At 40.0% G+C, this 6,314-nt stretch carries 3 protein-coding genes and 1 pseudogene; all 4 read left to right on the plus strand.

Annotated features, from left to right (window positions below; translation table 11 throughout):
• The first annotated feature begins 130 nt into the window (after positions 1 to 130).
• Positions 131 to 940 (plus strand): hypothetical protein, encoded by an 810-nt coding sequence (locus QOS03_RS06575; RefSeq protein ID WP_283575801.1) that lies wholly within the window; start codon positions 131 to 133, stop codon positions 938 to 940.
• Between the two features lie 238 nt (positions 941 to 1,178).
• Positions 1,179 to 1,304: pseudogene (locus tag QOS03_RS09685) on the plus strand (KxYKxGKxW signal peptide domain-containing protein); the annotation flags it as partial.
• A gap of 96 nt (positions 1,305 to 1,400) precedes the next feature.
• A complete protein-coding gene (locus QOS03_RS06580) occupies positions 1,401 to 3,902 on the plus strand; it encodes a peptidoglycan DD-metalloendopeptidase family protein (RefSeq protein WP_283575802.1) in 2,502 nt (833 codons plus the stop codon).
• Between the two features lie 85 nt (positions 3,903 to 3,987).
• A partial coding sequence (locus tag QOS03_RS06585; RefSeq protein ID WP_283575803.1) for a GH25 family lysozyme occupies positions 3,988 to 6,314 on the plus strand: 2,327 nt, incomplete at its 3' end.

Genomic DNA, 6,314 nt, shown 5'->3' on the forward strand with positions numbered 1-6,314 from the left:
AAATTTTAAACTGTGTTATAATAATGTTACAAGGATGTTACATAGATGATATTTAAGTAACAAGCCTAATTTAGTTAATAAGCAAAAAACTTCAGGGCAGAATTCAAATAAAAGTAAGGGGGATAAGCTTATGAAGAAGAACATGAACATCTTGCTTAGCAGCTTGGTAATTGCAGGTTTGTTGGCTGGTTGTGGGGCTAAGACAACGACCACGTCTACTAAGAGCAGTGCTGACAGCGCACGGACTGAACAAAGTACTTCTCATAAGCACAAGGCCTCTGCTAAAGCTGCTGCCAGTGAAACTTTAACCGCAGCTTCAAGCAGTGTAGCATCTGCCAGCCAGGCTTCAAGCTCTGCTAATACATTAAAGGTCGGCAGTGCAATGGTTACCTTGCCTGAAACGCAATCTTCAAAGGTAGCTGCAAGTTCTCAAGCAGCAGTAGCACCAGTCACTGAAACTGCTCAAACAGCTCAAGTTGCTGGTTCGGTTGCGACTACCCAGCAACCAGCAATTGCTCAAAACAGTGAAGCACAAGCTGCTCAGCTAAACGAAGATCAAATGACTGATCAGCAAAAGGCTGGTTTGTTGGCATGGTACACGAGCCACTATGTAACCAACGAAGTAGCTCCTCAGGCAAATCGTCCACTGGTTGTAACTGCAATGAACGAAAGCTCTGTTTTGGCACCTTTGCCAAATGGTACCAACAATACCTACTACCAAATCTACGGAGCAAAGCCTGACGAAAGTGAATGGGTAAACTACTACGCTCAAGGTAAGGACGTAGATGGTTCGCCAATTGCTAGCACGGTTTACATCTACAACGACCAGCAGTGGAACCCTTACCAAGTTTCTGACATGGTTAACACGGCTAACCAAAATAATGGTGCTGACTACGTAAATCAAGTAGCCAACAACGTTCAAATGTATGATGAACGTTAACATATAGTTGCAATATTAAAAAAATTATTAAAAGCGCTGATCTTACCTAAGTATAGGATGATTAGCGCTTTTTAATGTTGTTAAAATGTAACTGAAATATGACATTTATGTATCATATTATCATTCGCGTTGATTGAAAAGGTCAGCAATGATAAACTTTTAAATAGTTTTAAGAATCAAGAAATTAACTTAAAAAATAAATCTAAAAAACCGAGTAATTAGTAGCGAGGAGAAAATGATGGCGAAACCTAGTCTTGAAGTAAAGACACGCTTTAAAATGTATAAAAAAGGCAAGCTGTGGTTGGTTGCAGCTGCTGCAACAGCTGGTTTAATGGCTGGTGGTAACGTTGCGCAAGCTGACAGTAGTACGACAACTAGTAATAGTGATCAAGCTGTTGTTGCTAATACAAATACAGGTGCAAGCAACGATAATAATAGCAATGATAACAGCACGGTTGCTTTGACTGCTACGACTGCAGCATCCAGTGATTCACAAGCTGCTACCGTATCTGAAGATACTGTTTCTACTACTGCTAGTGAATCAACTTCAGCTACGGATACGGTTCAGAAAGCAACGTCATCAACTGATCAAGAAAGTAATTCTGCTAGTCAAGTTGCAACTGAGGCTTCGAAGGCGGTTGAAACTGTTGAACAGCCTACTAAGTCAACAACTCAAAACACCCAAAATGATGCTAAAGCTGAAACTGTTTCTAGCGCTGATACTAATACGGTTTCAATGACAACGGCAGCAGCAGCTGATACTAACCAGTCATCAACTTCTGCCACTAAGACTACTGAGGTTTACTCAAATGGTCACTGGTACTTAAAAGACCAAAACGGTAAGAACTTAACGGGTTGGCAAAAGCTTAGTGGTGAACGTACAGTATATTACAATACAGTAGGCCAGATGCAGTATGGGCTACAAACAATTAATGGTAAGATCTACTACTTCAACACATGGAGTGGGGAGCGTTATGCCAATCGCGAAGCACAGATCAATGGCAAGTGGTACAACTTTACCAGTGACGGTTCAGCAAGCATTGGCTTTACGAAGTTAGCTAACGGCAAGACGGTGTACTACAACGCCCAAGGTCAGATGCAGTATGGGCTGCAGACGATTAATAGCAAGATTTACTACTTTAATACGTGGAGCGGAGAACGCTATGCCAATCGCGAAGCACAGATCAATGGCAAGTGGTACAATTTTACCAACGACGGTTCAGCAAGCACTGGCTTTACGAAGTTATCGAGTGGCAAGACGGTCTACTATAACGCCCAAGGTCAGATGCAGTATGGACTACAGACGATCAATAGCAAGATCTACTACTTCAACACATGGAGTGGGGAGCGCTATGCTAATCGCGAAGCACAGATCAATGGCAAGTGGTACAACTTTACCAACGACGGTTCAGCAAGCACTGGCTTTACGAAGTTATCGAGTGGCAAGACGGTCTACTATAACGCCCAAGGTCAGATGCAGTATGGACTACAGACGATCAATAGCAAGATCTACTACTTCAACACATGGAGTGGGGAGCGCTATGCTAATCGCGAAGCACAGATCAATGGCAAGTGGTACAACTTTACCAACGACGGTTCAGCAAGCACTGGTTTTACCAAACTAGCTAGTGGTAAATTGGTATACTATAATGCGCAAGGCCAAATGCAATATGGTGAACAAAAAATCAACAACAATTGGTACTATTTTAATACTTGGAGTGGTGAGGTAGCACGAGGTTGGTATACCTTACCAGATGGTCGAGTAGTGTACTACATGTTAAATGAAAATGGTCAAGGCCAAGGTATGTTGCATGGTCAGCAAGAAATTAATGGTTTAACGTACTATTTGAATGTTCTTTCTGGTGCAAAGGAAACAGGTGTTGTATATAATGCAAATACTAAGCTTCTGCAATGTTATGGCGGAAAGAACGGTTCCTTGGTTAAGAGTACTACATTGAAATTGGATGGTAATACTATTTCTGTTGATAATAGTGGAAATATTGCTTTAAAAGACGGGGAAAATGAAATCAATGGGCAATGGTATTACTATGATTCAAAAACAAAAACAGTAAAAACAGGTTGGTATAAATTAAGCAATAATCGTGAGGTATACTACGATCTTACGACTGCTCAAATGGTTCATGGCGAAAAACAAATAGATGGTTATTGGTACTATTTTAATGTTTTGAATGGTGCTGAGTTTGTCTCACAATTTGCATCGTTAAGTAATAACCGTATCGCTTACTATAATGATCAAGGTCATATGGTTTACGGTGAACAGAAAATTAATGGTTCATGGTACTACTTTAATCCTGTTAATGGACAAGAAGCTATATCTCAATTTATAACTTTAAATGATGGACGTAAAGTTTACTATAACGATCAAGGTCATATGGTAAAAGGATGGCAAACGATTAATGGCAACACGTTCTACTTTAATTTAGCTAATGGTAATATGTATACTGGTACGCACTATATTGATGGGACTAAGCATACTTTTGGTTCCGATGGTGTAGAGGATACATGGGGATGGCCATTCCCAGCTGATGGTCGCGGTTATTTCACGGGTGCACAATTATTCGGTGTAAATGCAGGTGGTGAGTTCCGACTGAATGGTTTCCACGATGGTCTTGACTTTGGTTCAATTGATCATCCAGGCTATGAAGTCCATGCGGTTCACAAGGGGACAGTTACTGGAATCGGTTATGCTTCAGGGCTGGACTGGTACGTATTGATTGATACTGGCGAATACTTGACTGTTTACCAAGAAGCTTTCAGCAGTCGTTCTAATATTTGGGTGAGCGTTGGCCAACAAGTTAACGTTGGCGACGTAATTGGTGGACGAACGACGGCTCACTTGCATTTGGGAATTACTCGTCAAAAGAACTTTAACGTTGCTTTAGCAAACTCATTTAACAACAATGGAACTTGGATTAATCCATTGACTTTGTTGGGAAACTAGACAAGAAAAAGGGGAGCTTTTAAGGAAGCCCCCTTTTTTATAAGAAAATTTGAACTTTTTTGAATTTTTAATTTGGAGGAAAGACTTGAATAACGAACGTCAAAAGGTACAAGCATACCAAAATGCACAACAGAAAACTTTGAAAAAATGGACGCTCTTTTCTGGGATTACGCTAACGGCGCTTAGTTTTGGATTGATTTTGCATTCCGGTACTGCACAAGCAGATGTTACAACTATTAACGACAGTAGCGTGTCACAAGCTACGGCTAATGATGCTAATGCCGAATCGGTAGTACTGACTTCAACTTCCGTATCAACTGACAATACGGATGACAGTGCAGAATCGCAAGCTGTAAACAGTAGTAGTAAAAATGATACATCAGTAACAGAGGCTGATGCGTCTACATCAACTTCTGATACCCAAACAAGTATTACATCTGATACTGATTCTTCAACACAAGACAGTACTACTGCACAGCAATCATCACAAGATTTAAGTAAAAGCAGTTCAGAAAGTACGACAACTGCTACTACTGTTGAAGTTCAGAATAGCAGTTTGGTAACTGACAGTAGTGAGTCTTCGGCAGTGTCAGAATCTTCCACAACAGCGATTGTTGCAAATACTGATCAAGAAATTGCCTTACAAGCTTTGGCTGCTTACAGTACCTCAGCCGATGCAATTGATGTTTCTTCATATCAAGGGGCCATGAGTGTGGGAACTTATTCCTGGCTTAAGAGCCTTGGCGTTAAATATGTTATCGTTAAGCTGACTCAGGGGACTACATATACTAATCCATACGCACAAACGCAGATTAACAATGCTAAAGCAGCAGGCCTGGCAATTGCAACCTATGACTATGCGGTTTTCACTGACTCAGCATCAGCAATTGCCGAAGCCGATCACTATGCTAACGTTGCTAGTTCTTATGGCTTAGATGGCAGTACGTTGATGATTGCTGATATGGAGGATAGTGTGACTAAGCGTTCCAACATTGCAGCACTTTTAAATGAATTTTGGAATGAATTGAGTCGCCGTGGTTACACTAATCATGGTGTTTATGCTAGTTACAGCTATGATCAGACATACAATGTCAGTTCAACGGTTGGTCGTAGCAAGACGTGGATTGCTGCTTATTACTATGACTACTGGAAGAATACCATTTTGAATTCAGACTATGGAGCATGGCAGTATACTGATAGTTTTAATGGCTATGATGGCTCCATTGATATGGGGATGTTTAGCACCTACATGAGTTTAAACGGTGAAAAACAAGAAAATGGCTATTGGTATCTGTATAAAAATGGAGTTCGTCAGACTGGTTTCCAGAATCTTTCAGATGGCCGAACTGTTTACTATAACGGTCAGGGTCAAATGCAGTATGGTGAGCAAAAAATTAACGGTTATTGGTACTACTTTAATACTTCCTCAGGAGCAATGACGACTGGCTTTCAAAAACTGACTGATGGTCGAACGGTTTATTACAATAGTCAAGGTCAAATGCAGTATGGCGAACAAAAAATTAACGGTTATTGGTACTACTTTAATACTTCCTCAGGAGCAATGACGACTGGCTTTCAAAAATTAACTGATGGTCGAACGGTTTATTACAACAGTCAGGGTCAAATGCAATATGGTAGCCAAATAATTAATGGCAATAAGTATTATTTTAATACTTGGAGCGGTGCAATGACATTAGGCGAAGTAACTATTGATGGACGTAATTATTACTATAATTCTACAACTGGAATTCAAGAAGTAGGATTAGTTTATAATCAAGTAACCAAAAAACTACAATATTATGATCCAATAACAGGAGCATTGAAAACAGGAGTTACTAGTGTAAATAATAATAATAATACAACGATTAAGCTAAATGTTGATGGCTCAGTTAATGTGACTAGTTTAACAACCGGTTTGAATAAAATTGGTAATTATACGTATTACTATGATGCTAATAAGAATATCTTTATAGTTGGTTGGCAAGTAATTAATAACCAAAAATATTATTTCGATATTAATACTGCCCAAATGATAATGGGTGAAAAAAATATTAGTGGATATTGGTATGATTTTAATAATAATGGAATTATGCAAAGTAGCTTTGTTAAACTAACTAATGGTAAGACAGTCTACTATAATACTCAAGGCCAAATGCAGTATGGGCTACAGACGATCAATGGCAAGATCTACTACTTTAACACGTGGAGCGGTGAGATGTACGCCGGCAAAGAAGCGCAGATCAACGGCAAGTGGTACAACTTTACGAGTAATGGGTCGGCAAGCATCGGCTTTACGAAACTAGCAAGCGGCAAGACGGTCTATTATAATGCGCAGGGTCAGATGCAGTATGGCTTGCAGACGATCAATGGCAAGATCTACTACTTTAATACGTGGAGCGGTGAGATGTACGC

Source organism: Limosilactobacillus pulli (assembly GCF_947381555.1).
Taxonomy (GTDB): Bacteria; Bacillota; Bacilli; order Lactobacillales; family Lactobacillaceae; genus Limosilactobacillus; species Limosilactobacillus pulli.